The 25,316-nt window shown below is 61.7% G+C and carries 21 protein-coding genes, 1 other RNA gene, 1 pseudogene and 1 other annotated feature; of the genes and pseudogenes, 9 read left to right on the forward strand and 14 right to left on the reverse strand.

Translation table 11 applies throughout. The features are described from left to right. Positions 1-57 precede the first annotated feature (57 nt). Positions 58-1,292 (forward strand): IS3 family transposase gene (locus tag ACR0R4_RS09210; protein ID WP_433646411.1). Its coding sequence is split into 2 segments (ribosomal slippage): positions 58-340 and positions 340-1,292, totalling 1,236 coding nucleotides; the frame shifts between segments, so codons are not numbered across the junction. Further along, positions 330-464: a sequence feature (AL1L pseudoknot), on the forward strand. Its footprint overlaps the gene before it by 135 nt. Positions 1,293-1,355: 63 nt before the next feature. Here the strand turns inward: ACR0R4_RS09210 and ACR0R4_RS09215 are convergent. From ACR0R4_RS09215 to ACR0R4_RS09230, 4 genes and pseudogenes are all read right to left on the reverse strand, one after another. Continuing rightward, positions 1,356-2,006: pseudogene (locus ACR0R4_RS09215) on the reverse strand (MFS transporter); the annotation flags it as partial. A gap of 43 nt (positions 2,007-2,049) precedes the next feature. Next, positions 2,050-3,951 carry an ABC transporter ATP-binding protein gene (locus ACR0R4_RS09220; RefSeq protein WP_433647067.1) on the reverse strand — a complete coding sequence of 634 codons (1,902 nt, stop codon included), beginning with the start codon at positions 3,949-3,951 and terminating at the stop codon, positions 2,050-2,052. Beyond that, a complete protein-coding gene (locus tag ACR0R4_RS09225) occupies positions 3,948-5,687 on the reverse strand; it encodes an ABC transporter ATP-binding protein (protein ID WP_433647068.1) in 1,740 nt (579 codons plus the stop codon). The genes ACR0R4_RS09220 and ACR0R4_RS09225 overlap by 4 nt, the downstream gene beginning before the upstream one ends. A 35-nt stretch (positions 5,688-5,722) precedes the next feature. Next, positions 5,723-6,436, reverse strand: a complete 714-nt coding sequence (locus ACR0R4_RS09230; protein WP_433647069.1) for an aspartate/glutamate racemase family protein — start codon at positions 6,434-6,436, stop codon at positions 5,723-5,725. 227 nt (positions 6,437-6,663) lie between these two features. Here ACR0R4_RS09230 and ACR0R4_RS09235 point away from each other — a divergent pair, with 227 nt between their 5' ends. Further along, positions 6,664-6,966: a hypothetical protein gene (locus ACR0R4_RS09235; protein ID WP_433647070.1), complete on the forward strand. Its 303-nt coding sequence runs from the start codon at positions 6,664-6,666 to the stop codon at positions 6,964-6,966. A gap of 33 nt (positions 6,967-6,999) precedes the next feature. Here the strand turns inward: ACR0R4_RS09235 and ACR0R4_RS09240 are convergent, their stop codons facing one another. The 7 genes from ACR0R4_RS09240 to ACR0R4_RS09270 form a co-directional block, all read right to left on the reverse strand. Continuing rightward, on the reverse strand, positions 7,000-7,326 hold the full coding sequence (locus ACR0R4_RS09240) for an antibiotic biosynthesis monooxygenase family protein (RefSeq protein ID WP_433647071.1): 327 nt from the start codon (positions 7,324-7,326) through the stop codon (positions 7,000-7,002). A 46-nt stretch (positions 7,327-7,372) separates the two neighbouring features. Next, a complete protein-coding gene (locus ACR0R4_RS09245) occupies positions 7,373-8,821 on the reverse strand; it encodes an MFS transporter (protein ID WP_433647202.1) in 1,449 nt (482 codons plus the stop codon). Positions 8,822-8,907: 86 nt separating this feature from the next. Then, positions 8,908-10,257 carry a M20/M25/M40 family metallo-hydrolase gene (locus ACR0R4_RS09250; protein WP_433647073.1) on the reverse strand — a complete coding sequence of 450 codons (1,350 nt, stop codon included), beginning with the start codon at positions 10,255-10,257 and terminating at the stop codon, positions 8,908-8,910. A 104-nt stretch (positions 10,258-10,361) separates the two neighbouring features. Beyond that, positions 10,362-10,955 carry a TetR/AcrR family transcriptional regulator gene (locus ACR0R4_RS09255; RefSeq protein WP_433647074.1) on the reverse strand — a complete coding sequence of 198 codons (594 nt, stop codon included), beginning with the start codon at positions 10,953-10,955 and terminating at the stop codon, positions 10,362-10,364. 68 nt (positions 10,956-11,023) lie between these two features. Continuing rightward, positions 11,024-11,422 carry a DUF4190 domain-containing protein gene (locus ACR0R4_RS09260; protein WP_433647075.1) on the reverse strand — a complete coding sequence of 133 codons (399 nt, stop codon included), beginning with the start codon at positions 11,420-11,422 and terminating at the stop codon, positions 11,024-11,026. Between the two features lie 12 nt (positions 11,423-11,434). Further along, entirely contained in the window at positions 11,435-12,283 is an 849-nt protein-coding gene (locus tag ACR0R4_RS09265; RefSeq protein ID WP_433647076.1) for a universal stress protein, read from the reverse strand. Between the two features lie 63 nt (positions 12,284-12,346). Then, positions 12,347-13,783: a glyceraldehyde-3-phosphate dehydrogenase gene (locus ACR0R4_RS09270; protein WP_433647077.1), complete on the reverse strand. Its 1,437-nt coding sequence runs from the start codon at positions 13,781-13,783 to the stop codon at positions 12,347-12,349. Between the two features lie 138 nt (positions 13,784-13,921). Here ACR0R4_RS09270 and ACR0R4_RS09275 point away from each other — a divergent pair, with 138 nt between their 5' ends. From ACR0R4_RS09275 to rnpB, 3 genes are all read left to right on the forward strand, one after another. After that, complete coding sequence (locus tag ACR0R4_RS09275) at positions 13,922-14,743, forward strand: Nif3-like dinuclear metal center hexameric protein (RefSeq protein ID WP_433647078.1); 822 nt, start codon at positions 13,922-13,924, stop codon at positions 14,741-14,743. Positions 14,744-14,747: 4 nt separating this feature from the next. Continuing rightward, positions 14,748-15,485: a zinc ribbon domain-containing protein gene (locus tag ACR0R4_RS09280; RefSeq protein ID WP_433647079.1), complete on the forward strand. Its 738-nt coding sequence runs from the start codon at positions 14,748-14,750 to the stop codon at positions 15,483-15,485. A 35-nt stretch (positions 15,486-15,520) separates the two neighbouring features. Then, an RNA gene (gene rnpB, locus ACR0R4_RS09285) (RNase P RNA component class A) lies at positions 15,521-15,877 on the forward strand. A gap of 197 nt (positions 15,878-16,074) precedes the next feature. On the opposite strand, the gene map is transcribed toward rnpB, so the two are convergent. Further along, a complete protein-coding gene (gene map, locus ACR0R4_RS09290) occupies positions 16,075-16,944 on the reverse strand; it encodes a type I methionyl aminopeptidase (protein ID WP_433647080.1) in 870 nt (289 codons plus the stop codon). A gap of 64 nt (positions 16,945-17,008) precedes the next feature. Between map and ACR0R4_RS09295 the strand changes: the two genes are divergently transcribed. From ACR0R4_RS09295 to ACR0R4_RS09305, 3 genes are read left to right on the forward strand one after another with little or no spacing between them, the layout of a single operon-like run. After that, positions 17,009-17,212, forward strand: coding sequence for a methionine aminopeptidase (locus tag ACR0R4_RS09295; protein WP_433647082.1), 204 nt, complete (start codon positions 17,009-17,011; stop codon positions 17,210-17,212). A 56-nt stretch (positions 17,213-17,268) separates the two neighbouring features. Further along, entirely contained in the window at positions 17,269-18,606 is a 1,338-nt protein-coding gene (locus tag ACR0R4_RS09300) for a glutamine synthetase family protein (protein WP_433647083.1), read from the forward strand. Between the two features lie 21 nt (positions 18,607-18,627). Then, positions 18,628-21,714, forward strand: a complete 3,087-nt coding sequence (locus ACR0R4_RS09305; protein WP_433647084.1) for a bifunctional [glutamine synthetase] adenylyltransferase/[glutamine synthetase]-adenylyl-L-tyrosine phosphorylase — start codon at positions 18,628-18,630, stop codon at positions 21,712-21,714. A gap of 258 nt (positions 21,715-21,972) precedes the next feature. Here ACR0R4_RS09305 and glnA read toward each other — a convergent pair whose 3' ends face one another. Beyond that, positions 21,973-23,397, reverse strand: coding sequence for a type I glutamate--ammonia ligase (gene glnA / locus ACR0R4_RS09310; RefSeq protein ID WP_433647085.1), 1,425 nt, complete (start codon positions 23,395-23,397; stop codon positions 21,973-21,975). 128 nt (positions 23,398-23,525) lie between these two features. Here glnA and ACR0R4_RS09315 point away from each other — a divergent pair, with 128 nt between their 5' ends. After that, positions 23,526-23,960, forward strand: coding sequence for an RDD family protein (locus ACR0R4_RS09315; RefSeq protein ID WP_433647086.1), 435 nt, complete (start codon positions 23,526-23,528; stop codon positions 23,958-23,960). Between the two features lie 78 nt (positions 23,961-24,038). Here the strand turns inward: ACR0R4_RS09315 and ACR0R4_RS09320 are convergent, their stop codons facing one another. Next, positions 24,039-24,740 carry a DUF4191 domain-containing protein gene (locus ACR0R4_RS09320; RefSeq protein ID WP_433647087.1) on the reverse strand — a complete coding sequence of 234 codons (702 nt, stop codon included), beginning with the start codon at positions 24,738-24,740 and terminating at the stop codon, positions 24,039-24,041. Positions 24,741-25,316 lie beyond the last annotated feature (576 nt).

Raw genomic sequence — 25,316 nt, forward strand, 5'->3', positions numbered from 1 at the left:
GTGAATCGTGTCGTGTTTGATGGAGGGTAGAGATTCCCGGAAGGAAACCTACCCCTCATGCCCAAGCAATACCCCGCCGAGCTCCGCGAGCGCGCAGTACGCCTCGTTCGCGAAGCGCAACAGAACTCTGACTCCCCTTATGGGGTGCCCACGAGGACCGCCAAGCAACTCGGGATCAACCCAGACACTCTGCGCGGCTGGCTGAGCCAGGCCGAGGTCGACGGCGGCACACGCCCTGCCATCACCACGAGCGAGGCTGCTCGGATCGCGGAGCTCGAACGTGAGGTTCGTGAGTTGAAGCGCGCGAACCAGATCCTCAAGAGCGCCTCGGCTTTCTTTGCGGCGGAGCCAGGCCGCCCGTCACGATGACCGAGAAAGTGGCCTACATCGACGCGCATCACGCCGAGTTCGGGGTCGAGCCAATCTGCCGCGCACTGGAAGACACTCCCGCGCAGATTGCCCCGTCCAGCTACTACGCTGCGAAGTCACGTCCGCTCTGCGCACGAGCGGTTCGTGATGAGGAATTGTGCGCCGCGATCGTCCGGATCCACGAGGCAAACTACGGCGTATACGGGGTGCGGAAAATTCATGCGGAGCTCCGACGTGAGGGACGGCGCGTTGCAGAGTCGACCGTGCGCCGGCTCATGCGGCAACTCGGTTTGCGGGGCATCGCGCGGGCGAAGGGCCCGAAGACAACGAAGCCTGCACCCGAGACCGACCGACCCACGGACTTGGTGCAGCGGCAGTTCGTGGCATCACACCCGAACGAGCTATGGGTCGCGGATTTGACCTATGTGCGCACGTTCTCCGGGTGGGTGTACGTCGCGTTCGTGCTCGATGTGTACTCGCGCATGATCGTCGGTTGGCAGGTCTCGACCAGGCTCTACACTGATCTCGCACTCGATGCGCTGAGTAGGGGGATCTGGCGGCGCGAGCACTCCGGCCAGGACCTCACTGGTCTTACCCATCACAGTGACAGAGGCGTGCAATATCGTGCGATTCGCTACGCTGAACGCCTTGACGAGTGCGACGCGGTCGCCTCGGTGGGTTCCAAGGGCGACTCGTATGACAATGCCATGGCCGAGGCGCTGAACTCACTCTACAAAGCCGAACTGATTCGCAACCGCGGCCCCTGGACATCAATCAACGACGTCGAGATCGCGACCGCCGAATGGGTGGACTGGTACAACGAACGCCGCCTCCACGGCGAACTCGGCCACGTCCCACCGGCAGAGCACGAAGCCGCTTACTGGGCGGCGAATCCCCAACCCGTTCTACTCGAAACCCGATAAAAGAACCCTCTACCAAACCCGACACTTGACACTCTCCGCAGTGTTCACCGCGGTGTTCGTCAGTTGACTCGCCTCAAGCCTCGCGAAGCCTCGCGTCTCTCGGACACACATGCCGGAGAGAAGAATGGCGAGTGCCGTGTAGGCGAGCCCGAGCAGGAATGGCGCGGGCCGCAGGCCGTACTCCTCGGCCAGATAGCCGGCGAACAGTGAGGTCACCGCCACGGCTCCATAGCCTGCGGCCTCGTTGAGTCCCATCGCGAGCCCGCGCTGCGACGGGCCGACCAGGTCGACCTTCATCACCACCGTGGTCGACCAGGTGAGCCCCTGATTGATGCCCAACAACACGTTCGCGAGCACGATCCACGACCAGTCGGGTGCCAGAATTAACATGATGGGCACCGGGATCGCAAACACCCAACCCGCGAGCAAGACCGGCTTGCGACCGTAGCGGTCTGAGAGTGTTCCAGCGAAGTAGTTTGCAATCGCCTTGGTGATGCCGAACGCAGCAACGTACACGAAGATGAAGGTGAACCCGGTCAGCCCGAACACTTCCGTGGCAAGCAAGGGCAACACAGTTTGCTGCTGGCCGACCATTCCACCCACGAGCGCGTTGATCGCCACGAGAAGCGTGAACTGTGCTGCGTTTGCGCGGAGACCCAGTCGAGGTGTTGGGACTCCGGTTCCGACCCTCACGCGTCGACGTTTCGTGTGCACATGCACCCAAATATACCCCACGGGGTATTCTTGTGGGAACTGATTATTCCGAGTCTTCGACGAGACCGGCCGCGAACTGCGATTGGTAGAGACGGTAGTACGCTCCGTGTGCGGCGATCAGTGCATCGTGCGAACCCTGCTCCACGATTGCGCCATCCTCCATCACCAGAATGATGTCGGCATCTCGGATGGTCGAGAGTCGGTGCGCGATCACAAACGACGTGCGATCCGCGCGCAGCCGACTCATCGCCTTCTGCACGAGCACCTCGGTACGCGTGTCGACCGAGGAGGTCGCCTCGTCAAGGATCAGAATGTCGGGGTTGCTGAGGAAGGCGCGGGCAATGGTGAGTAGCTGCTTCTCGCCAGACGACAGGTTGGTCGCCTCGTCGTTGATGATTGTGTCGTAGCCATCGGGCAGGGTGCGAATGAATCGATCCGCGTAGCTTGCCTCCGCTGCGGCGACAATCTCGCTGTCGCTCGCGTTGTCGCCACCATAGGCGATGTTGTCGCGAATCGTGCCGCCGAACAGCCAGGTGTCTTGCAGCACCATGCCGATGTGGTCGCGGAGTTCGCGCCGCGGCACCGAGGCAATGTCGACACCGTCAATCGTGATCCGACCTCCCTGCAACTCGTAGAAGCGCAGGATGAGGTTGACGAGCGTGGTCTTGCCGGCACCTGTTGGGCCCACGATGGCGATGGTGGATCCCGGCTCAGCGACCAGGGAGAGTCCATGAATGAGTGGGCGCTCGGGGGTGTACCCGAATGTGACGTTCTCGAACGCGACTCGCCCCTCGATCTCGTCGGGCAGGGAGCCGTCGAGATCCGCCGTCTCTTCGGGAGCGTCCAGCACCTCAAAGACTCGCTCCGCCGAGGCGATTCCCGACTGCAGCAGGTTCGCCATTGAGGCGAGCGCAGTGATCGGATGGGTGAACTGTCGACTGTATTGCACAAACGCCTGAATCGCCCCGATTCCCAGCGTGCCACTCGTCACCATGAGCCCACCGAAGACGGCGATGGCCACGTAGTTCAGGTTCCCGATGAAGAACATGACCGGCATGATGATGCCGGAGATGAATTGCGCACCAAAGGAAGCCTCATACAACTCCGCGTTCTTCTGCACAAACGCGGCGCGCACCTCTCGCCGACGACCGAAGACGGTCACGAGGTCGTGCCCGGTGTATGCCTCCTCAATCTGGCTGTTGAGTTCGCCCGTTGATTTCCACGTCTTCGCGAAGAGCTTCTGTGAGCGCTTGCCGATGAACATCGTGAGCGCCAGTGCGATCGGGATGGTCACGAGGGCGACGATCGCGAGCTGCCACGACACGACGAACATCATCACCACAACGCTGATGAGCGTGAAGAGATTGCTCAGGATCTGCGAGAGGGTTTGCTGCAGTGACTGCGAAATGTTGTCGACATCATTGGTGACGCGGCTGAGGAGTTCGCCGCGCGGTTGCGCATCGAAGTATTGCAGGGGGAGCCTGGTGATCTTGTCGCTCACCAGCTGGCGCAGTCGGTAGATCGAACGCTGCACGACCCCGTTGATGATGAACGCGGCGAGTGCGGAGAAGACGAAGAAGCCGAGATACACCGCGAGTGCCAACATCAGCACACGCCCGACGGCCGCGAAATCGATCGGCACGCGGTCGCGCACGGCGGCATTGAAGATGAGGTCGGTCGCGCTGCCGAGAATCGCCGGTCCGAGCGCGCTCAGGCCGGTGCCGAGGATCGTCATGGCGATGACGAAGAAGATCGCGATGCGGTGTGGTGCGAGATGACCGATGAGTCTCTTCAATGAGGGGCCGAAGGAGATGGCCTTCTCGCCGCTTGCCATGCCCGGGCGCAGGGGACCACGCGGCCCGCTCGCCTGAGCCTGGGGGCCGAACTTTGGTCGCTCGTTCGCCGGGGGCCTTGAGGAGGGGGTCTGTGGGCTATGGACACTCATGCGGTGACTTCCTCGTCCTCTGCCCGGAACTGGCTCTCAACGATTTCGGCGTACGTCGGACACGTGCGGAGGAGGTCTTCGTGTGTGCCTATGCCCGCCACGGTGCCGTCGTCAAGCACGACGATCTGATCAGCGTTGCGGATCGTCGAGACGCGCTGTGCCACCGTCACCACCGCAGCGTGCCCGACTTCACGAGCGAGGGCCGCACGGAGTCGCGCGTCGGTAGCCACATCGAGCGCAGAAAAGGAGTCGTCAAACACGTATATGTCGGGTGTGCGAATCAGCGCACGCGCGATCGCGAGTCGCTGTCGTTGGCCACCCGAAACGTTCGTGCCGCCCTGAGAAATTGCGGAACCGAGCCCGTCGGGCATTCGCTCGACGAAGTCTCGTGCCTGCGCGATTTCGAGGGCCTGCCAAAGTTCCTCGTCGCTTGCTTCCGGGTTTCCCATCCGCAGATTCGAGGCAACGGTGCCACTGAATAGGTACGGGCGCTGTGGGACCAGACCGATACGGCCCCACAATACGTCGGGGTCGAGATCGCGCACATCGACACCGTCGACCTTCACAATTCCTCCCGTCGCGTCCGTGAGACGGGGAATGAGATTGATCAGGGTACTCTTCCCCGATCCGGTCGAACCAATGATGGCGGTCGTGGTGCCGGGCATCGCCGTAAACGTAATGTCAGTGAGTACGGGCTTCTCGGCCCCAGGGTAGGAGAAGCTCACACCCTCGAATCGGAGTTCGCCTCGCTGATCCACGGGGGTCACCGGTTGTGCAGGTGGGGTGACCGACGTTGGTGTCTCGAAAACCTCGAGAATGCGACCAGAGGAGACGGCGGCGCGCGGTGCGATCATCAGCATCATTGTCGCCATCATCACGCTCATCAGAATCTGAGTGAGGTAGGCGAGGTACGCGGTGAGCTGCCCGACCTGCAGGTTGCCATCGGCGATGCGGAACGCTCCGAACCACACGACAGCGACGCTGGAGACATTCATCACGACAAACACCGATGGGAATATCATGGCCATGCGCCGCCCCACTCGCGTGGCAGTGTCTGTGAGCTCCGCGTTTGCGCGGTCAAATCGCGCCGCCTCGGTTGGCTCCCGTACGAACGCTCTGATCACCCGAAGGCCGGAAATCTGCTCCCGCAGCACCCGGTTCAGTGTGTCGATCCGCCTCTGTTGCGACTGGAAGAGCGGAGCCATTTGGGCAATCAGCACCCCGATGATCGTGCCCAGGGCAACTATGGCGGCGAGGATGAGCCAGCTGAGCCCCACGTCCTCGCGAAGTGCCATGAAAATGCCGCCAATCGCGGTGAGCGGGGCGCTCACGATCATGGTGGCGGTCATGAGCACAAGCATTTGCACCTGTTGCACATCATTCGTGTTTCGCGTGATGAGGGTCGGCGCACCGAACAGGGCGACTTCACGACCTGAGAAGCTCAAGCCATGAACAAAGATTGACTCACGCAGGTCTCGGCCGAAACTCATGGCAGCCTTCGCCCCAAACCAAATCGCGCCGATCTGGGCACCAATCTGTAGCAGCGAGACCAGTAGCATCAAGCCACCCAACCTCCAGATGGTGCCCGTGTCGCCGGTCGCGACTCCGTCGTCGATGATCGAGGCGTTCAGCGTCGGCAGAATCAGCGACGCAACGGCCTGCGTGAGTTGAAGCAGAATGACCCCGGCAACGAGCGGGGCATACGGGCGCAGGTACTGTGCCAATAGGCGAATCATGCCTGGCCTCCCTCTGAGAATGGGCTGCCACAATGCTACTGAGGTTCGCTGGATACTGCCTCGCTCATGGCCGCGTCAACGGCGGTTTCAGTGTGGATCTTCGCGGTGGGAAACACCGGCACTTGGCAGTCTTCCTCGTGCACGAGCAACTCAATCTCAGTGCAGCCGAGAACGATGCCCTGGGCTCCAGCTGCAACGAGGTCGGCCATGATCCGCTGAAACATCGTCCGTGTTGATTCGCTGATGATGCCAACTGCGAGCTCCTCGAAGATGGCTCGATGCACCAGCGCACGGTCCGCGGGCTCGGGGACGATGACCTCCAGGCCGTGGCTTGCGATCCTCTCGCGATAGAAGTCTTTTTCCATCGTGAACGCGGTTCCGAGTAGGCCAACCTTTTGTAGATTCTGTTTTCGTACTGCGGCAGCCACCGCGTCTCCGATGTGGATCACCGGAACCTTCACCGCTTCCTGCACGTGGTCGAACAGCAGATGCATGGTGTTGGTGCAGATGAGGATCATGTCTGCGCCCGCCCGTTCGAGCCGCTGAGCGTGCAGCGCCAGAACCTCCGCTGCGCGGTCCCACTCGTCGGCGCGCTGCAATTGTGCAATCTCGGCAAAGTTCAGTGAGTCAAGCACGATCTTCGCGGAATACAGACCGCCGAGTCGGTCGCGGACGAGCTGGTTGGCAACCGAGTAGTACACAGCGGTGGATTCCCAACTCATCCCGCCGAGGAGTCCGATGGTCTTCACTGGGTGCCTCCCGTATCTTGAGATGATGGATCAAGACTGACGCACTTTGAGGTTCGCCACCACGGCAGAAATGTGAACTAAGACTTCATTATTGCTTATGTTTAACGATTTATCAGAAACCCTAACTTATGAGAATAGTGTCGTGACGGGCAGTGCTGCGGGTCTGTTCGTCTGAAGTGCGGGAGTGCGTGTTGTGCCCGAATCGGAGCGGAAACAGAGGAGTCACCATGGCCGCGAATCTGACCGAAGATCAAGTGGCGGAGATTCTTCGCAGGAGCAGTGCTGGGGAGAGCCGGGCAGAACTCGCTGAGGCGTTCGGCGTCTCGGTGTGGGCAATCGATTCGGTGCGACGCGGACGGACCCGGGGCGCGCAGGCCAGCTCGAGCAGATCACTCACGGCCAGCCAGGCTCAAGAGATCCGCGACAGGCACACTCGGGGTGCCACCCAGAGTGAGCTTGCCGCAGAATTCGCAGTAGCCCAGCAGACCGTGAGCAATATTGTGCGGGGCAAGACCTATCGCGACGACTAGATCGGGAGGATGGGGCCCGGATCGCTACCTGTGCTAGGCCCCGAGATCTACGACCTCAAACTCAAGCAGCTCAGCTCCGGACGCAACCGGCTTCTGCTGCTCTCCACCGACGCCATGCGAGGACGCACTCGGTGCATGAGCCGCTTTCGCGCCGCCATCACGCCATGCTTCGAAATCTGCGCGAGTGGCCCACGTGGTCATGACGAAGTATCGGCTCTCACCAGCAACGGGGCGCAGCAGCTGGAACCCCTCGAAACCTGGGGATCCATCGACCGCTCCCTTGCGTGCCGCGAATCGCGACTCAAGCTCTGGGCCGGCACCCTCGGGCACCGTGATTGCGTTGATCACCACAATTGACATGGACTTCTCCTCTTCGACTCTCCGGGGCGCAGACGTGCGCAGATCCCTACGGTATCGCGGGTGCGTCCGGGGCCGGCGAATTCGGAACCAACGGACGATCCTGAAAGGCCTGTTTCGGCACAACAAACAGCAGCACAGCCGCTACGAGAGCGGTTACACCGCAAATGGACCACACGGTGAAATACCCCGACAGCGATCCCGCGGTGCCACCCACCGCGGCCCCAGTTGCTCCTTGCAGGAGCGCGATTCCGAATACCGCTGAGGCAATCGCTCCGCCGATTGTTTTCACCGAATTGGTGAGCCCGGTTGCGACACCGGTCTGGGTTGGTGGAGCGGCAGATGCGGCGGCCGCGGGGAGCGCGGCCACGAGCGCTCCCGACCCGATTCCCGCGATCACCATGTTTGTGATCAGCTGCCCATACGTGTCGTGGAACGGAAGAAACATCAAATAGCCGATGCCCACGAGGCAGGCCGCGCCGATGAGCGTCACCCGAGGGGTGACCCAGCGCGCAAACTTGGAAAAGAGCAGTGCGCCGCTGATCATTCCGATCAAATAGAGGCCGATGATCAGCGAGGTAGCAAAGCCGGAGGTACCAAGCCCATATCCGTAGACCGTGGGGTCGGTGCGTGCGAAGGTCGATAGCGGCGCCTGGGCGCCCAACACGCTGACGCCGAAGAGGCCCGCGGTGAGGAACACCGGCGCCAGCGCAGGGGAGCGAAACATCCGCACATCGATGAGTGGGTCGGGGTGACGCAACTCATAGAGAGTAAACGGCACAAGCAGCACGATACCGAGCGCGACGACACCCCACGCGAGTGGATCGGCGGGTCCGTTCAGTCGAAGCAGACTCAGGCCGCCAGTGAACGCGATGAGCGCGATCGACACGAGTGACAGCCCCACAAGGTCGAGTGTGCCGCCGCCGAGCTGCGGCGACTCCTGCACGCCGAACTGAATCACGAAGAAGCACGCCACGACGCAGAGCGCCGGCACGAGCAGCACCACGGTCAGGGGCAGTGTGTCAATGAGCTGGCCACCCACCAGTGCGCCAGTGATGGCCCCGAGCTCGAGAGCCGCGACCAGGAGGCCGGCTGCTCGCGCTGTGAGCAGCGATCCACCCTCACGACCGCGGCTGCGTGACCAGATCAGAGCGATCTCGAGCGGAAGCCACACCACGTAGAACCCCTGCAGCGCCCACGCGATCAGAAATACAGTGAAATTATCGGTGAATGGAAGCACGAGCGAGGCAAGGCCGGTGAGCGCTGTTGACCACAGCAACATGCGTTTGTGGCCAAACATATCGCCGAGTTTCGCGAAGGCCGGCACGACGAGCGCAGCGAGCATCAGTTGCGTGCCCTCGAGCCAGTTCACGTCGGCATCGTTGATGCCCAGGTGCCTGGCGATGTCAGTGAGCATCGGAGTGTAATACCCCTGCAGAATGCCGCTCGTGAACTCGACGAACGCGAGAAAGCCGACCACCCCTGCCAGCGGACCCAGCTTGACCTGTGAGAACTTGGGCCTGCCTCGCCCGGATTCGGTCGGTGCTCTTGACGACTGGGGATTTAGGCGGTGGGTCTCGTCGCTCACGCGGGCATCCCTTCGATCAACGCGCGGTGGAATTTCTCGCCGCGCTCAAGCTCGGCAATCGCGACACGCTCGTCCACCCCGTGAACCGTCGCCCGGAGCTCGGCACTCATTGTCAGCGGGGCAAAGCGATAGGTTGCGGGGCAAAACTGGTGAAAGTGTCGCGAATCGGTCGCTGCCATCGTGACGTATGGCACGGTGATCGCAGTTGGATGCGACACACGGACCGCGTCGCGAATCAGCGCGAACTGCGCATTGTCGGCTGAGGATTCCGGCGACGCGTCGTTCCCTTCCAACACGTCAATCTGCACCAGTGGATCGGCGATCCGTTGCCGAAGGCGTCGCACGGTGCCCGCGACGGTTTCGCCGAGAGCGAGTCGGAGGTTGATCGTCGCGCCTGCCTGTGACGGCAGCACGTTGTGTGCCGTTCCACCCGAGAGTCCGGTCGGTGCGATGGTCGTGCGCACGAGCGCGGCGGCCTCTCCGCCGAGCGCGGCGAAGACCCGTGCGTTCAGCCACGGCCACTTCGAGAGCAGGCCGTACAGCGCACGGAACATTCCCGAGCTTCTGGGTGCGAAAAGTGCGAGCATTCGGGGAATCGCGCGCGGTGCCCTGGCCGGGAAGGTCCGCGGTGTGAGCCGGTGCACCGCCCGTGCAACTCGGCCCACCGCGGTGAGGGGCGGAGGTACAGAGGAATGGCCGCCCTCGCTTGTTGCAGAGAGTCGCACGGTCGCCACTCCTTTCTCGCCGACTCCGACCATTGCCGCGGTGCCGCGCACGAACGGGAGCGGTGAACTGACCACCGCGCCGCCCTCGTCGAGCACCATCCACGGGGTGACCCCGCGCGCGTTCAGCGTGTGAGCCATGACTCGCGCAGCATTCCCGTACGTCTCCTCGTTGCCGCCGAACGAGAGGTACACATCGCGTTCTGGGACAACGCCCGCGGCGAGCAGGTTCTCGACAGCCTCGAGCACCACCAGGAGTGGGCCCTTGTCATCGAGTGCGCCGCGACCGTAGACGAACCCGGATTCGATCCGTCCGGCAAAGGGCGGGTGTGTCCAATCGTCGCTCTCGTCGACCGGAACGACGTCATAGTGGGCCATGAGCACGAGCGGATTCCGCTGTTTGGCAGCACCCTCCCATCGAAACAACAGCCCGAATTCGGTGATGCGCTCTCGCGTGAGGCACTCGTGGGTGAGAGGATACAACTCCTCGAGGAGAGTGACGAACCGTTCGAAGGGCTCCGGGCCGCGCTCGTTCAGCTCCGCCGAGACGGTAGGGATTTGGATCATGCGCGAAAGTCGCTCTGCTGCTCCCGGCCGGGCCACGACGATGTGTGGGGCTTCCATGCTGACAGCGTAGCGCCCTCACAGATCGTCACTTGCTGATGCGCGAGGGTTCGATGAGGGGCGGCGAAAGCCTGGCTTCCTCTCAGGGAACTGGCACAGTGAGGCTATTCGGTGACTGAACCGGTGACCCATGAGGGAAGTACTGCAACGAGCTGGGATATCAGTTCGCTGGTGCTGACGGGATGCGGTGCTTTGAGCCACTCGGTGATCACCGCAAGCAGGCCTGCGGCAACGAACGTGGATGCGATCCGCGGGTCGACCGAACCCGGAGCAGAATGCGAGGCGGTCGCGCCCACGCTGTGCGCGACAATCGTGTGAATCTCTCGTCGCGCTTCGCTCGAAACATTCCCGCCGAGCACCGCCGCATAGAGACCTCTCCGTCGCTGGCACTCCGACAGAAACATTTCGAGACTCGCCTCGGTCGCTTTGCGTGTCTGTTGCGTGCTGCGCAGCTCGGCATCCAGCCTTCTGATCTCTCGAAAGAGCCGATCCATGAGTTGGACGGCGACATCGTCAAGGTCACGAAACTGTGAATAGAAGCTGCTGCGGCTCACCTGAGCCTCCGCAACAATCGCGGCGACGGTGACCTCAGCGTCCCTTGAGCCGAGTCGATCGATGGCCGAAATGATAGCGGCGCGCGTCCGTGCCGGTCGAGGATCCACCGCGCGTCGCACGGGGGGTTGATCCTCAAAAACCATGTGATCAGACTAAAGGATGAAGCAATCCGATGAACAGCCTAAATGCCCCATTCGGTGTTCCCGCTTGTTCATGCTGAGTCGGTCACTTCGCTCCAGAGTCTCTCGAAATAGTTGAGCCAATATGGGAGGTTGTCTTGCGCAAATCCCGCGGCTCCCATGACGAGGAGAACAGCCGACACTACCGGCATGACGATCGCAAAGGCCATGGTGAAGTAGCCAGACACGAGACCAGTTAACGCAAGCCCGCGGCCCTCGCCGCTCAGGTCATGGGCACGTTGGAGTGCGATGTGACCTGTGACCACCGCGGGAATGGCCACGATGATCGCTGCAACACTGAATACCAGGCCGATGATTGGGATCCACCGCCAGAAGACAAGCGCGACTGATGCGAGCCCCAGCACGATCGAAAGCGAGGCGAGCTGGTTCCTTGGTCGCGACCAGCGCACAGGTAGGTCGGGCAGGGTCATGCGACGCGGAGGCTACGCGCGCGTGACGACCGTTGTGCGGGGGAGCGCCTGCAGCACACCGTGGCTGACTGAACCGAGCAGCAGCCGAGAAATACCGCCGCGGCCGCGGCTGCCCACCACGATCATGTCGGCATTCTCGGCGGCCTGCAACAGCGCCGCAACCGGGGGTGCTTGGACAATCCGGCGGTCGATCTTGAGGTCCGGGTAGCGTGCAGCGAGCCCCGCGGTGCCGATAGCAATGGCTTCCTCCGCTGCGCTGCGCTGCGACTCGACGAGTTCCTCACTCCACAGGTATTCGAGTCCAGGGGTCAACGGTGGCATCCACGCATAGACCGCAATGAGCGGCACGTGGCGCATCGACGCCTGCTCCGCGGCGAAGGCAATGGCTTTTTGAGATGCCTCGGATCCGTCAACGCCCACCACCACACCAGGTGCCGGATCGCCCTCGGTCTCGAACGGGACCACCGCAACGGGACAATGCGCAACAGCCGCAATCTTCACCGAGCGGGTGCCGAAGAACGAGCCCGAGAGCTTGCTTCCGGCGTGCGCCCCGAGGATCACCAGGTCAGCGCGCTTGGATGCTTCCTCGACCTCGGCAATGGGGTGACCCACAACCGCTGTTCCAGTGATTGTCCCGGTAAAGCCAGTCGCCAGCGCGTATTGACGCTCCGCCTCAAGCATCTGCTCTGATGCCTGCTGGGCTTCAGACAAAAAGGCGACGCTCTCTGACAAAAACGAATCGTCGGCGACATACAGAAGCTCCACAGAAGCCCCAGCCTGTGTGGCGCGGGCGAGACCCCAGTCAAGCGCCGCGCGGCTCTGCTCAGAACCGTCTACTCCGATGATGTACTTCTCTGCCATGAGATGGCCCTTCTGTGATTCGGATGTTCACTTGGTGGGCCGCTGCCCCGACCCACCAAGTGGCTAAGCCTCGAGTGCGGGCAGGTGTGCCGGATGGCTTCCCGCGAGCTGCTCGATGATGCGTACCACCTGGCAACTGTACCCATACTCATTGTCGTACCAGACGTAGAGTACCGCGCTCTTGCCGGTGACGATAGTCGCGAGTCCATCGACGATGCCCGCACGATTCGAACCCACAAAGTCGGTTGAGACAATTTCGGGCGATTCCACATAATCAATCTGGGTACGCAGGGCCCCGGTGAGTGAGACCTGCTCGAGCAGCGCGTTCAACTCGTCACGGGTAGTCTCCCGTTCGAGCTGCAGGTTGAGCACCGCCATCGAGACATCCGGCGTGGGTACGCGAATCGCGTTGCCGGTCAGCTTGCCTTCGAACTCAGGGAGGGCCTTTGCCACGGCCTTTGCCGCGCCGGTCTCGGTGAGCACCATGTTGAGTGCTGCTGATCGGCCTCGACGGTCTCCCTTATGGAAGTTATCGATGAGGTTCTGATCATTGGTGTAGGAATGAACTGTCTCAACGTGTCCGTGTGCGACACCGAATTCGTCGTTCACGACCTTGAGTACTGGCGTGATCGCGTTTGTGGTGCAAGAAGCGGCCGAGACGATCGTGTCAGCGTCGGTAATCTCGCCGTTGTTGACCCCGTAGACAATGTTCTTCAATTCGCCCTTGCCGGGCGCGGTGAGCAGCACTCGAGAAATTCCCGCGTTCGTGAGGTGAACACCGAGGCCCTGAGCGTCGCGCCACCTGCCCGTGTTGTCGACCAGGATCGCATTTTCGATACCGTACTGTGCGTAGTCGACAGTGGAAGGATCGTCAGAGTAGATGACCTGGATGCGAACGCCGTTCGCCAGAATCGCGCTCTCATCTTCGAGCACCTTGATCGTGCCGTTGAAGGGCCCGTGCACCGAGTCTCGACGGAGGAGGTTCGCGCGCTTCTGAAGGTCGTTCTCAGAACCCTTGCGCACAACGATCGCGCGCAGATTTAGGCCGCGACCGCTGCCGGAATGGTCAATAATGATCCGAGCAAGCAAACGCCCAATGCGCCCGAAGCCGTACAACACCACGTCGGTACCCGAGGTGGGTTGAGCGTCAATCGCGGGGGCGAGTTGCTGACGCAGGAAGGTCTCGAGATCGCCGCCTGCCGCACGGTACCCACTCGCCAGTCCCGCGAGGTCCACAGATACCGGACCCGGCTGAATCTTCGAGAGTGCCGCGACGATCGCCGACGTGTCGGTGAGCGGCAACTCGACAGCGTCAATCTTTCGGGCAAAGGTGTGGGCGCGAATGATGTCAATCGCCGAACGCCCAACAAGCGAGCGACCGTGCACCGACATCACCACATCTCGGTCACGATAGAGCTGACCAATCAGCGGAATCATGCGCTCTGCGAGCTCCTGTTTGGCTTTCCACGCCTCGAGATGAGCGTCAGCGCGATGGTTCATGTGAACGGTGGGTTCCTTCCGACTCAGGTACTGCGGCCTGTCCGCCGCTGCCATGTTGGCTCTCCCGTTAAGTATCCCATGTTGTGTGTGGTTCGCGAGCCTCGAGCACGGGCGAGCGTGGACGGTTACAGTGCTGATATGAGGAGCTCACACACACTCGTAGACCTGCGGAACGCTGTGGAATTGCTGTGGCCGGCTGCCGAGGCGCAGGATTGGGACCGAGTTGGCTTGGTGACTGGGCGAGATGACCTCCCGCTGCGCCGTGTGTTGCTCGCGGTAGACGCCGTGCGATCCACCGTCAACGAGGCCCTGGATTGGGATGCCGACGTCCTCCTGACCCACCATCCGCTGCTCCTTCGAGGTGTGCATACGGTGGCTGAAGACAACGCAAAGGGTGCACTTCTGTCTTCGCTGATTCGAGGTAATTGTGCGCTGCTCGCAGCGCACACGAACGCCGACGCACCCGAGGGCGGGGTTTCCGATGTGCTAGCTCGGCAGCTTGGAGTGATTGATGCCGAGCCCCTTGAGCCTGGGGTCGATCCGAACTCGGGCATTGGCCGGGTGGGTCGGCTCCCCGAGCCACTTCCACTTCAAGAGTTCGCTGCACGGATCGCCAGCGTGCTCCCGCAGACCGTGAGCGGCGTGCGCGTGTCTGGAGATCCGGAGCGTCCGATCTCACGTGTCGCACTGTGCGGGGGTGCGGGGGATAGCCTGCTGGATCATCCGCTCGTGCGCAGTGCCGATGTCTATGTGACCAGCGATCTGCGGCATCACCCCGCACAGGAGTCCCTCGAGCAGTCGAGCGTAGCGGGTGGGCCGGCACTCATTGACGTGGCGCACTGGGCGAGTGAATCGCTGTGGCTCGACGTTGCCGCGCAGCGACTCGAGACGCAGCTTCCCGGGGTTGAATTCCGGGCGAGTACCCGCTGTACCGACCCGTGGACCTTCGCAGTAAGGTAAGAGCATGAAGGCCAGCCCCCGCCAGCAATCACTGCTGCTCGACCTGCAAGACCACGACAACCTGGTGGCGCGTCTGCGTCGCAAACGCACACAGCTTCCCGAACGACAAGAACTTGCTGCGCTTCAGGGCGAACTCTCTGAAGCCAAAACTGAATTCATGGCCGTTCAGCGTCAACTCGACGCGCAGAATGCCCACATCTCGCGACTGGAAAACGACGTGGAGACCGTGCGTCAACGTCGGCGTCGAGATGCCGACCTGCTGTCGGCGAGCACCTCTTCGAAGGAAGCACAGTCACTGCAGGGAGAGATTGACACGCTAGAGAAGCGTCAGGGCGTTCTTGAAGAACGCGAACTGGATCTCATGCAGGCCAGCGAGGAAACACAGGCACGGTATGACGCCGCGTTTGAGGTGCTCGCGCGGGTCGACGAACGCCGGGCCGAGCTCACCGCGAACCTCCTGGAGGCCGAGCGAGCCATTGATGCCGAGATTGTAGCGGCAACTGAAGAGCGTGCCGGGATCGCTGCGGAGCTGCAGCGCGATCTCCTCGACCTGTATGAGAACCTCCGTCAACGAGGCGGTGTCGGGGCCGCGAGGCTCCGGGGCAACGTCTCGGAGGGTAGTAATATGGCGCTGGCTCCAGCTGAGCTCCAAGAGATTCGGTCTGCAGGGCCTGATGAACTGGTGTTCTGTCCGGGAAGTGGCGCGATCCTGATTCGTGTCGATGCAGACGATCCACGGTAAGACGTGAGGGTGCAGCGGTAGACTGAACGCCGGAATGGGTCGGTGAGGCGGTCGCGTCGCGGGTAACTGCGCCGAGGAACGTCCGGGCTCCACAGGGGAGAATGGTGGGTAACGCCCACCCGGGGTAACCCGCGAGAAAGTGCAACAGAGAGTAGACCGCCGGGCTCCTTGAGCCAGGTAAGGGTGAAAGGGTGGTGTAAGAGACCACCGGCGTTCGTGGTAACACGGGCGGCCAGGTAAACCTCGTTCGGAGCAAGGCCAGACAGAAGACGTTGACGCTCCCCGCCGAGTCTTCGGGTAGGCCGCTAGAGGGTATTGGCAACAATGCCCCGAGAGAGATGACCGTCACCGCGAAAGCGGGACAGAACCCGGCGTATGATCCGGCCCATTCCACATTCGCGTTCCGGTGCGAGCCCGAGACGGGCTCGCCGTCGCGTCGCGTGAAGGCCAGAAATGGCCTTCACCCCGAGCTCCGCGCGCAGCGTATGATCCGGCCCATTCCACATTCGCGTTCCGGTGCGAGCCCGAGACGGGCTCGCCGTCGCGTCGCGTGAAGGCCAGAAATGGCCTTCACCCCGAGCTCCGCGCGCTACTCGGAGAGGGTGAGTATCTCCACACCGTTCTCCCGCACCACCAGTGTGTGTTCGAACTGGGCCGTCAGGCTCTTGTCGCGGGTGGTAACCGTCCAATCATCAGCCCACAGATCCCATTCGTGCGTGCCCAGGGTGAGCATGGGCTCAATCGTGAACACCATGCCCGGAACGATGACATCATCGAACCGTGGTGCAGAGTCATAGTGCGGAATGATGAGACCGGTGTGAAAGGCCGCGCCGACCCCGTGCCCGGTGAAGTCCCGCACCACCCCGTAACCAAAGCGCTTAGCGTAGGTCTCAATGACCCGCCCAATGACATTCACTTGGCGGCCTGGAGCGACGGCCTTAATGCCGCGTTGCAGCGCCTCATATGTGCGCTGAATCAGGAGGTCGGCTTCCTCAGACACCGTTCCCACGCGATACGTCCGATTCAGGTCACCGTGAAACCCATCTAGGTAGGCCGTGATGTCGACGTTCACCAGGTCGCCGTCGCGGAGCACGGTGTCGTCGGGGATCCCGTGGCAAATAACCTCGTTCACCGATGTGCAGCACGACTTGGGGTAGCCCCGGTACCCGAGTGTCGATGGGTAGGCGCCATGGCTCACCACGTACTCGTGCGCGACGGCATCGAGTTCGTCGGTCGTGGCTCCGGGTCGAATGGCGGCTTCGACGGCATCGAGGGCTCGTGAGGCGATCCGCCCCGCTGCCCGAATCTTGTCGATCTCGGCTTCGGTATACGTGTTGTCTCCCGTGTATTCAGGGGGAGCCGAGAGTCCCACATAGGGCGGTCGGGCAATGCTCGCCGGAACCTCGCGCGGCGGGGTGAGCGTACCGGGAATCAGGTGGTCGTGTGCGTCGAAAGGCATACGCTTAGTCTAGAGATGGTCGATCGCGCCACCGCGACGACCACCGAGAGAAGTAGGGACGGCCATGAGTAAACGTGACTGGGGCATCGACGACCCAACCGAGACCTATTGGTACAACACCCGCACCGGAGAAGTTGAAGAGGGAAAGCAATCGCTCTCCATCGACCGCATCGGACCGTTCAGTACTCGCGAAGAGGCCCAGCGTGGGCCGGAGATTGTGGCCGAGCGTGCCCGAAAGATCCGCGAAGAAGACGAACTCAACGAGTAAGTCGCGGTGCCCCCGAGGCGATAGTCTGATTTCACAGTGAACCGAAGGGAACCGGCGTGAGCAAACAGCGTGATTTCGTTCTCCGCACCATCGAAGAGCGCGGTGTGAGGTTCGTGCGTCTGTGGTTCACCGACGTCGCGGGCACCCTCAAGTCAGTGGCGTTGGCACCAGCTGAGGTTGAGGGGGCGTTCAGCGAGGGCATTGGCTTCGATGGGAGTGCTATTGAAGGACTCACACGTGCGTTTGAAAGTGACCTGCTGGCTGTGCCAGACCCCTCAACGTTCCAACTTCTTCCGTGGCGAAGTAGCACAGAACCCACGGCTCGCATGTTCTGCGATATCAACACCCCAAATGGTGAGCCTGCCGTCGCCGATCCACGTCATGTGCTGAAGCGCACGCTGAACCGTGCGGCAGAAATGGGCTTCACGTTCTACACGCACCCAGAAATTGAGTTCTACCTTCTGAAATCTGCCGAGTACGGTCCTGAGGGCCCGGTTCCGGTGGACCGTGCCGGCTACTTTGACAACGTCCCTGGCGGCACCGCCCACGATTTCCGTCGGGACAGCGTGAATATGCTCGAGGACCTCGGCATCTCGGTCGAATTTAGCCATCACGAGGGGGGTGCTGGTCAGAATGAAATTGATCTCCGCTATGCGGATGCGCTGACTACAGCAGACAACATCATGACGTTCCGCACGGTCGTCAAAGAGGTCGCCATCGCCCAGGGCGTGTACGCGACCTTCATGCCCAAGCCGCTTGTCGGGCAGCCAGGTTCCGGAATGCACACGCACATGTCTCTCTTTGAGGGAGACACCAACGCGTTCTACGATCCCGGTGCCAAGTATCAGCTGTCACAGACCGGCCGCCGCTTCGTTGCGGGGCTGCTCCGCCACGCGCCTGAGTTTACCGCTGTGACGAATCAGTACATCAACTCCTATAAGCGACTCTGGGGTGGAGATGAAGCCCCCTCGTATGTGAGTTGGGGTCACTTGAATCGATCGGCCCTGGTTCGCGTGCCCATGTACAAGCCGGGCAAGGGAGGGAGCGCACGAGTCGAGTACCGCGGCATCGACAGCGCGGCAAACCCCTACCTCGCCTTCTCCGTAATGCTCGCGGCAGGGCTGAAGGGAATCGAGGGGGAGTACGAGCTCCCACCCGAGGCCGAACACAGCATGTGGGATCTGAGCGACGGCGAACGCCGTGCGATGGGCTTCGATCCGCTCCCGACAAGCCTCGATCATGCCCTCGCGGTCATGGAGCGCAGCGAGCTTGTTGCCGAAACGCTCGGCGAGCAGGTCTTTTCATACTTGCTCCGCGAGAAGCGGCAGGAGGTCGCTGCCTACCGGCAGCAGGTGACGCCGTTCGAGCTTTCCTCGATGCTTGGCACCGTGTAATCGAGCGACTCGCCGACGACGATGCTGAATGTAGCGAGATCGCACGCACTCGGCGCCTTCGCGCGGGCGGGTTTTCAAGATCTCTCGGGCGCGCGGGCTACGCTCACCCTGCTCTCTGAGATGGTGGATCAGCCAGTCGCGTCGCTCCTCAGCGCATTTGCGCACGCGGCTGACCCAGACACCGCGCTCACACGGCTCATTGCTGTGGCCGAACGGCATCCAGAGGTGGTCGGAGAATTCGACGAAGAACTGTGGGTGCGTCTCGTTCTGCTCGTCGGAGCGTCACCGGCTCTCGGGGATTTTTTCCTGCGCCAGCCAGGTTCGCTGACGCAGATCCTGCGCACCGGTGGACGCTTGATCGGTGCTGACGAGGCTCGGTCTGCGCTGCTCGAGGCGGTTTCCGCGTCGGGCGGTGACTCGCCAGTGGCTCGATATTTCGCTGAACAGGGTGCTGCTGCGCTCCGAGTCCGGTATCGAGAACTGCTCGCAGAGGTGATGCTCTACGACCTCAGGGCGGGCATGGAGTCAGGATCGGCGGGAGCCGCGAACTCCTTTGAACGTGTGTCTCACGCGCTTTCCGATCTCGCCGCAGCAGCACTGAACGCAGCCTTGGCCGTGGCACGGGGAACGCTGGCTGCAGGAGCCGTGGGACCGGCGGTGGGGGCGGATCGTTTGGCAGCTACCAGGCTCTCCGTCGTGGCCATGGGAAAGTGTGGAGCGAACGAACTGAATGTCGTGAGTGACGTCGATGTCGTCTTTATCGCAGAAGCCTCGCCATCGCTGTCGACCGATCTGGAACTGTTCGATACCGAGGCAATGTTGCGGATCGCCACTCGCCTCGCAACCGAACTCATGCGAGCGATCCACGATCCGGGGGTTGAGCCACCGCTGTGGCAGGTCGACCCCAACCTGCGCCCAGAGGGAAGGCAGGGGGCGCTGGTGCGCACCCTTGGATCGATGCAGGCATACTACGAGCGCTGGGCCAAGGCGTGGGAGTTTCAGGCGCTGTTGAAGGCGCGTCCGGTTGCTGGCGATCTCGCGCTGGGAACTGAGTTTGTGGATCTCACCCGTCCGCTTGTTTGGGCCTCCAGCGGGCGGGAGGACTTCGTTGGCTCGGTGCAGCGCATGCGCGAGCGTGTCACCGAACACATTTCCGAGGAAGATCTTGAGTTTCAGATGAAGCTTGGTCCCGGTGGGCTCCGGGACATTGAATTCAGCGTCCAGCTGCTGCAACTGGTGCATGGTCAGTATGACGACACAATTCACGCCGCGGGAACGCTGCCCGCGCTTACTGCGCTCGTGACTGGTGGGTATGTCGCGAGAGGTGACGGTGAGCGACTCGCAGCGGACTATCGCAGGCTCAGGCTCCTCGAACACCGAATGCAACTGCGCGATCTGCGTCGCACTGCGCTCATGCCTCGCGATGAACATGGGCTTCGCGTTCTGGCGCGCGCCTCGCGCCTCGCACACACGGGAACCGAGCTTCGCACACTGTGGCAGGGAATAAAACGTGAGGTGCGTGAACTGCATCTCAAGATCTTCTATGCGCCGCTCCTCAGCGCGGTTGCCGCGCTTCCCGAGGAAGAACTTGTGCTGGGCTCAGGCGAAGCTCGTGCGCGACTGTTGAGTATTGGCTTCAGGGATCCTGATGGCGCGATGCGACACCTGGCCGCGCTCACCCAGGGAACATCGCGTAACGCCCGGATCCAACGGAATCTGATGCCGGTCCTGCTGCAGTGGCTCGCTGGCGGCACCGATCCCGATTTTGGTCTCTTGGCGTTTCGCCGGGTTAGCGAAGCGAATAGGGAGAGCCCGTGGTACCTGCGCCTCCTGCGCGACGGCTCGGAGGCGGCTGAGCGATTGACACACGTGCTGTCGTGTTCACGATTCGCCGCGGGTCTGTTGGAGTCGATCCCCGACGCAGTGGCGTGGCTTGAGCGCGACGAACTCCTGAGGCCAATAGGCCTGGCCACGCTGCTTGAAGAAATGCGTTCGCTTGCCTCTCGTCGTGACAGCGTCGACCAAGCGGCATCCGCACTGCGGGCAGTTCACAGACGCGAGATCCTACGACTCGCGCTTGGGCGTCTGGTCGGTGTCAACACAGACCAAGACATTGCGCAGGGCCTTGACGCTGCGCACACCGCACTTCTTGACGGTTTGCTTCTCGCGCTGCGGTCGACCGAGCCGACAGATGGCGAGTCCGAACCGAGACTCGAGCTCGCACTGATCGGCATGGGTAGGTTCGGGGGGCGTGAGATGGGTTTCTCCTCAGACCTCGACCTCATTGCCGTGTACCGGGTACCGTCGGGCCTGCACGCATCGGAGGCGAACGCTGCGGGAAAACGTGCTGATCGCCTAGTGTCCGAATTGCGAAGATTGGTTTCGGATCCAAGATTCTCGGTGGATCTTGATTTTGACCTTCGTCCCGAGGGCAAGAATGGTCCGCTGGTTCGCAGCCTCGATGCCTACGAGGCCTACTACGGACGCTGGTCGGTGACGTGGGAAGCCCAGGCGCTCCTCCGTGCACGTGCAATTGGCGGCGATGCGGCGCTCGGAGCTGATTTTGTGACCCTCGCAGATCGCATTAGATATCCCGAACGGCTTACTGATGAAGCCGTTCGTGAAGTACGTCGAATGAAAGCCCGAGTTGAGGCTGAGCGTCTCCCGCGCGGGGTCGATCCCCGGAGACACTTGAAGCTCGGCCCCGGCGGTTTGAGCGACGTTGAATGGCTCGTGCAGCTGATACAACTGCAGTTTGGAGCAACACATCCCGACCTGCAAACCGTTTCAACGCTTGACGCGTTGCAGGCTGCGTGGCACGCGGAATTGATCGACTCGGAAGCAAGAGAGCAGTTGGAAGCTGCATGGCAGCTCGCGAGCGAGATTCGATCCGCGGCGAAGTTGTGGTCTGGGAAGGCAAACGATGCGTTGCCACGAGATCGCGCAGAACTCGAAGGAATTGCTGGCGTGCTCGACATGCCGAGAGGCCACACCAGCGAACTCGAAGAGCGGTGGTTGGCAGCTTCTCGGCGAGCCCGGGCCGTGTTTGAGCGGGAGTTTTTTGGATATACCGACGATTCATTGATGTATCCCGTCATCACAAACTGACCTCAAGCCCCCAACCGTTTCCGCGTTGGTCACGAACTGATCACGAAAAGGTCTGACTAAGTTTGCCTGTCGGGCGTACTCTCGGCACTATGAACCTGCTCACCTCCTTGCTTGAGGCTCTCCTTGCCGAAGATGGCCTTGACCTGGACGAGGAATGTGACTCCTGACAGAAACTCTTTGACCGGGAGCGATGCGCTGTCGCTCGGAGATAGAAAGAGGGCCACCGAGCAACTGCTCGATGGCCCTCTTTCAGTCTGTCTAGACCCCGTAGTAGAGCTCAAACTCGTAAGGGTGCGGACGGAGCGCCATTGGCGCAATCTCCGTTTCGCGCTTCAACGCGACCCACGTTTCGATCAGTTCCTCGGTGAAGACGTCCCCTTCGAGGAGGAAGTCATGATCCGCCTCGAGCGCCTCGAGTGCCTCTGACAGGCTGCCTGGTACCTGAGGAATGCTCTTCAGTTCCTCAGGGGGAAGCTCGTAGAGATCCTTGTCGATCGGCTCCATCGGCTCAATGCGGTTCCGAATCCCATCGAGGCCGGCCATGAGTTGCGCGGCAAATGCGAGGTATGGGTTTCCCGAGGCATCGGGGGCGCGGAACTCAATGCGCTTTGCTTTGGGGTTCGAGCCGGTCAGCGGAATGCGCACCGCGGCAGAGCGGTTGCCAGCTGAGTAGGCGAGATTGACCGGCGCCTCGTAGCCTTTCACCAGACGACGGTAGCTGTTGATGGTGGGGTTTGTGAAGGCCAGCACTGCCGAAGCGTGCTTGAGGATGCCACCGATGTACCAGCGAGCCAGATCGCTCAGACCGGCGTAGCCATTCTCATCGTAGAACAGCGGCTCGCCACCCTTCCAGAGTGACATGTGTGTGTGCATGCCGGAGCCGTTATCGCCAAAGACTGGCTTCGGCATGAAGGTTGCAGTCTTGCCCCAGAGTTCAGCAGTGTTCTTGACGATGTACTTGAACTTCAAGACGTCGTCTGCCGCGCACACCATGGTGTTGAAGCGGTAGTTGATTTCTGCCTGGCCGGGGGCACCGACCTCGTGATGCGAGCGCTCCAGGTGCAGTCCAGCCTCGATCAGGCGCAGCGAGATGTCGTCTCGGAGATCAGCCTGCTTGTCGACCGGAGATACTGGGAAATACCCGCCCTTTGCTGGGGTCTTGTGCGACAGGTTGCCGCCCTCGTCCTTCCGTGCGGAGTTCCACATCGCCTCTTCCGAGTCGATCTCGTACATCGTGCTCTCAGGCTTCGTCTCGAATCGAACCGAGTCAAAGATGTAAAACTCTGCCTCGGGGGCAAAGAATGCGGTATCCGCGATTCCGGTCGATTCGAGGAAGCGTTCGGCCTTCTTCGCCACCTGACGCGGATCCTTCGCGTAGATCTCACCGGTTCGGGGGTTGTAGATGTCGAAGATCAGAACCAAAGTGCGCTCGGCGCGAAACTGGTCGATATATGCCGTGGTGACGTCGGGAATAAGCTGCATGTCACTCTCCGCGATCCCAGCGAAACCGCGAATTGACGACCCGTCAAACATCTGGCCGACCTCAAAGAAGTCAAGATCCACCGTGGCTGCCGGAACGTTGAAGTGCTGCTGCACGCCCGGTAGATCGGTGAAGCGGATGTCGACGAACTTGACATCCGTCTCTTTGATGAAGTCGAGTACTTCCTGCGGGGATGTGAACATACTGCTCCTCAGTTCAGGGCGCTCCTCGCGCCGTCGTTCAACACCCACCCTACGCGAGGAGCGTTTCAGATCGGTGAGACGAATGTTTCGCGCAGGTTACAGGCGCTGCTCCCAGGTAGCATTTACGTATGCCGAACCCCTCACGCCCGCAGCGATTTGGAGATCTTGAACCGAGCGAGTGGCCGGGAGAGCGGCTCGGCCTGCCAGAATCGGGGCCACGGTCTGTTGCCCGCATTGGACGCCGCTTCGCGGCGATTGCGATTGACTGGGGGATCGCCCTCGTGCTCACGCTGCTGTTTCCGACTGAGGGTGGTGCCGCCACGTTCACCACGCTGGGAATCTTCGCGGTGATGCAGATGCTCTTCATTCCCACGCTCGGTGGTTCTCTGGGCCACCGGATTCTCGGTCTCCGCGTCGTTCCACTTGTGGGTGGGTGGATCGGTCTGTGGCGACCGGCGGTAAGAACACTGCTGCTTGCGCTTGTCATCCCGGTGCTGGTGTGGGATTCAGACCAACGCGGTTTCCACGACAAGATCGCGGGAACGGTGCTCATCCGCGCGTAGGTGAAGGCTGATCCACGGCCTCAAAATCGGTATGTTCCGATTGAGGATGCCAGCGCGTTGGCGGTCGATCAGGCTGTGCTAGCGCGGACGTTGCCCGCGGATCCGCATCGGGTCGATGCCCTTCGGAATTCCGATGGGGTCTGACTTCATCGACATGAGCCGGTTGAATACTGTGGTGATCTCTGGCTTGCGAAGTACGGGCTTGAGCTTGATCAGGGTTCGCGAGAGTTTGTGTAGCGGCACGGCGTTTTCGTCGGGCCCCACCTGGAGGGTGGTAATCGGGACACCGGGGAGCATCCGTTTTAACTGAGTCTCTTCCTTCGCCACCAGTTGACGAGTCCGCTGGGCCGGGCCTTCGGCGATGAGGACGACCCCTCCGCGTCCAACCACCCGGTAGACGGCATCTTGGCTCCGGTTCATCGCGATCGGCACCTCTGAACCACGCCACGACCTGCGCAGCGCACCATTGATGACCGCTCCGACGGCTCCGGGTCGACCCTCGAGCTGTTGGTAGGCCACCGACTCTGCGCGTCTTCCCAATACGATCATGACGAGGAGAACGCCGACGAGGATTCCGGTGACAGGCCACAGAATCCACCCGAAAACGCCACCCCCGAGCAGCCAAGCCAGGAGCACGGAGACAACAACCGGGAGAAGGAAACTCGCGAGGAGCGTCAGCGTCAGATTGCGATCGTGCTGCTTCGTATTCCGGTAGATCTGCACCATTTGTTTGATGCGACCGGGCTCCTTGTTCGCGCGCTGCTTCTTCTCTTTTGCCATAGGTTTCATCCTATCCTCTTGACGTCAACACCCCGTTCACACCTGGGTGTCCTGGAAGTTATCCACCGCCCACTCCTTCCAGGTGCCAGGCACCGCGAGCATGGGGCAGGCTGGGTCGACACCGTGGGGTCGGCTCACAGTGTTCAGCGGAGGGGAGTCACCGTGCCCACATGTCGGTCCCGCACGGTCGCAGCAAGAGAGCCGCTGCGCGCCGCCGAACTCGCATGGGTGCTTGAGCAAGTCGGGAGCATCGGCATTCGGTGCCGAAGCGAAGGATGGTGCATCGGTGAACTTCTGCCTGGCGAACTAAGAATCGATTCCAGTGGGCTCACGCGAGTGCGTCTGCAGGGAAGGCTGCACCGGCTCGATCGAGAGTTTCGCGCAGGCAGGCATCAACAAAGGGGGCATGACCCGAGTTGCCGTGCTCTCGGCGTTCCACGGTCGGTGGTGGAACGGCTGATTGACGACTGGGGCGAGGCAGGTTCAGCCGGTCTCCTGCTGGAGGGAATAGATCAGGCTGTCCTGGAGCTGAATCCTGGAGGAGCGCAACATACATGGACGGTGACGCTCGCGATG

The organism is Leucobacter fengyongliangi (genome assembly GCF_050971685.1).
GTDB lineage: Bacteria > Actinomycetota > Actinomycetes > Actinomycetales > Microbacteriaceae > Leucobacter.

Bases quoted from the DNA above. Each gene is read 5' to 3' on its own strand.
- ACR0R4_RS09220 (WP_433647067.1), bottom strand. From the start codon at position 3,951: ATGAGTGTCCATAGCCCACAGACCCCCTCCTCAAGGCCCCCGGCGAAC.
- ACR0R4_RS09225 (WP_433647068.1), bottom strand. From the start codon at position 5,687: ATGATTCGCCTATTGGCACAGTACCTGCGCCCGTATGCCCCGCTCGTT.
- ACR0R4_RS09235 (WP_433647070.1), top strand. From the start codon at position 6,664: ATGGCCGCGAATCTGACCGAAGATCAAGTGGCGGAGATTCTTCGCAGG.
- ACR0R4_RS09240 (WP_433647071.1), bottom strand. From the start codon at position 7,326: ATGTCAATTGTGGTGATCAACGCAATCACGGTGCCCGAGGGTGCCGGC.
- ACR0R4_RS09250 (WP_433647073.1), bottom strand. From the start codon at position 10,257: ATGGAAGCCCCACACATCGTCGTGGCCCGGCCGGGAGCAGCAGAGCGA.
- ACR0R4_RS09255 (WP_433647074.1), bottom strand. From the start codon at position 10,955: ATGGTTTTTGAGGATCAACCCCCCGTGCGACGCGCGGTGGATCCTCGA.
- ACR0R4_RS09260 (WP_433647075.1), bottom strand. From the start codon at position 11,422: ATGACCCTGCCCGACCTACCTGTGCGCTGGTCGCGACCAAGGAACCAG.
- ACR0R4_RS09265 (WP_433647076.1), bottom strand. From the start codon at position 12,283: ATGGCAGAGAAGTACATCATCGGAGTAGACGGTTCTGAGCAGAGCCGC.
- ACR0R4_RS09270 (WP_433647077.1), bottom strand. From the start codon at position 13,783: ATGAACCATCGCGCTGACGCTCATCTCGAGGCGTGGAAAGCCAAACAG.
- ACR0R4_RS09275 (WP_433647078.1), top strand. From the start codon at position 13,922: ATGAGGAGCTCACACACACTCGTAGACCTGCGGAACGCTGTGGAATTG.
- ACR0R4_RS09280 (WP_433647079.1), top strand. From the start codon at position 14,748: ATGAAGGCCAGCCCCCGCCAGCAATCACTGCTGCTCGACCTGCAAGAC.
- map (WP_433647080.1), bottom strand. From the start codon at position 16,944: ATGCCTTTCGACGCACACGACCACCTGATTCCCGGTACGCTCACCCCG.
- ACR0R4_RS09295 (WP_433647082.1), top strand. From the start codon at position 17,009: ATGAGTAAACGTGACTGGGGCATCGACGACCCAACCGAGACCTATTGG.
- ACR0R4_RS09305 (WP_433647084.1), top strand. From the start codon at position 18,628: ATGCTGAATGTAGCGAGATCGCACGCACTCGGCGCCTTCGCGCGGGCG.
- glnA (WP_433647085.1), bottom strand. From the start codon at position 23,397: ATGTTCACATCCCCGCAGGAAGTACTCGACTTCATCAAAGAGACGGAT.
- ACR0R4_RS09315 (WP_433647086.1), top strand. From the start codon at position 23,526: ATGCCGAACCCCTCACGCCCGCAGCGATTTGGAGATCTTGAACCGAGC.
- ACR0R4_RS09320 (WP_433647087.1), bottom strand. From the start codon at position 24,740: ATGGCAAAAGAGAAGAAGCAGCGCGCGAACAAGGAGCCCGGTCGCATC.